Annotated in this window: 2 protein-coding genes; one reads left to right on the forward strand and one right to left on the reverse strand. The window is 45.9% G+C overall.

The annotated features are described in order from the left end of the window. Positions 1–77: 77 nt before the first annotated feature. Complete coding sequence (locus tag HV477_RS27770) at positions 78–677, reverse strand: fimbrial protein (protein ID WP_154715078.1); 600 nt, start codon at positions 675–677, stop codon at positions 78–80. 940 nt (positions 678–1,617) lie between these two features. Here HV477_RS27770 and HV477_RS27775 point away from each other — a divergent pair. Next, positions 1,618–2,190 (forward strand): POTRA domain-containing protein (locus tag HV477_RS27775; protein WP_302675420.1); only part of this gene is annotated, 573 nt, incomplete at its 3' end.

Genomic DNA, 2,190 nt, shown 5'->3' on the forward strand with positions numbered 1-2,190 from the left:
TCCGGAAAGTGGATTATTTCGCAATACCATCTGTAATACAGACAGGCAAAACTACAATTAAGCCTGTCTGCACTCTGTCAGTGATAATCCAGCTGGTAAGAAACCTGTGCTTTTATATCCCCGGGAGGTGGCGTCACAGCCGTACCAGATGTCCCCTTAATATGAGCCATGAAAACGATAGTCGAATCAGTTCCGGTAGCAATAGACACTTCGGTTCCCGGCTTCATCGTGACGTCCGATGTAAAATCGATTGGACTGGTACCTGTTCTGTCAAGTAACTGAACTGCGACATCTTTTGAACCTGTGGTGTTCAGAAGACCTTTAACCTTGCCTGTTGCTGATAAATTACCGTCATCCAGAAATTTAAGGGATGCTTTGTGGTATGTAGAAGCCTCCCCTAAGTCACAATTTTTAAGATTGATTTTAACAGGAACTGGCGTACTCCCGGATAAAGAAGATGTGCCCAGGACTTTATTTGACACGGTTCCCAGGTCGATATTCTGATTTGCTTCTCCGGCAGGAATAGAACATGGTGCTTCGGTAACAGAACCTGTAAAGGTAATAGTTCCGCCACCGAATTTGCCGGTACTGGTGGGAGAGGGATCGACTGCAAATACGGATGCAGAACTCATAACAGCTGCAACGGTTGCTGCGGCAATAAGCGTTTTTCTGATCATGGCTAACCCTTAATGATATTCAGAATTCAGAGATAACCCTGACAAGCAGCCGCACAAACGACGGGCATGTTACAGGGAGTGATAACGAAAGGTTGTACGGGAAAGGGCAAAGGTTCTTCAGACAATAATAAAGGGTATTAAGTTCCCCTGTACAACCTGAGGATATTAGGACACAGATGAGATTAATCTTAAATAAAATTAAACAGATCGATAAGATCGAATAATTTAATCATAATTCAGATTAATAATTGAAAGTAACTTTAGTTATCATATTACCGACTGATTTTATGGATGTCACCAGAAATCAATAGAAACAGCATAAAACATTATAGTGATATGTATTTACATTATGACAATGAATATGATTTTTATTTGATTTTTCTGCGCGGGGTCCGGATAAGGAGTCGGTTACTGCGGATGGTGGGAAAAGTCGCTGCTGTGGTATGTAGTTATGTGCGTTTACTCATTACCCGGGGTGGAAGTAATGTGGTTTACAGAAGTGTAGGATTGCCCCTTTCGGGTCTCAGGGGATGTCACCTTGCAGATATAAAATAATTTAAGATATTCCTTTGTTATTTTCTTATTGTTACTTTATATCCGCCGTTGTTTTATCATTACGTGCCTCCTCATTATGTTTTTTGCAAAAAAACCAGGAGTTATAATATTAAATAACAATGGGTATTATTTTGCTGTTCTTTTATTCTGTTTTCACACAGGGTTAAGCGCTCCCGCTTTCTTTTATTGGTTGACATCTTGTACCTCAATACATTTATTAATAAAAGATCTGTTATATTAATATTATATTTGTGATATATGGCGAAAGATGCCACGGCATCAGTAATACGCTGCAGCATGATGTTTTATCAGTGTGGTGTGCGTGCGTATTTTTGGTTTCCTTTCATGGAGCTTGTGATGACGCTGTTTATTCATCTTTCCGGGAATGAATTTATTGCGTGGTGCCTGTGATGCTGACATTCATTTATTTTCTTCAATAACGCGAGCTGATTTTATGAAATATCTCACTCCACGTCCGGTCTTCGGTCTTTCCGGTCTGAGCTTTTCTCCGCTTTCACTACTGGTCGCGCTGGGCGTGAGCATGTATGGCGGCACAGCCATGGCTGCCTTTCTTCCCCCGCCCACCGGGGCCGGTCAGCTGAACAACCAGCTCCGCCAGCAGGACCGGACCGTACCGCCGGCTCCCGTGGCGCCGTCCATCTCCCTTCCGGCCGGTGAACACGGCAGTGCCCGTGCGCCGGAAAGTACCGCCCGCGTCACCCTGAAGGCGGTGACCTTTACCGGGATGGCGCCGGTCCCGGGAACGCACCGCGTGACGGAGGCTTCCCTGCAGAAGGTGGTGGCCCCCTGGCTGAACCGTCCGCTCTCGTTTGGTGAGCTGCAGGCTATGACGGACGCCGTGACCCGCCATTACCGTGACCACGGCGCCCTGGTGGCGCGGGCCATCCTGCCGCCCCAGACCATTAAGGACGGTGTCCTGACGGTGAAGATTATTCCC

Origin of the sequence: Salmonella sp. SG203 (assembly GCF_013350575.1) — a bacterium.
GTDB classification, from domain to species: Bacteria; Pseudomonadota; Gammaproteobacteria; order Enterobacterales; family Enterobacteriaceae; genus Salmonella; species Salmonella enterica.

What these genes read in the sequence shown, in the direction of transcription:
- HV477_RS27770 (WP_154715078.1), bottom strand. Translation starts at nt 677, where the DNA reads ATGATCAGAAAAACGCTTATTGCCGCAGCAACCGTTGCAGCTGTTATG.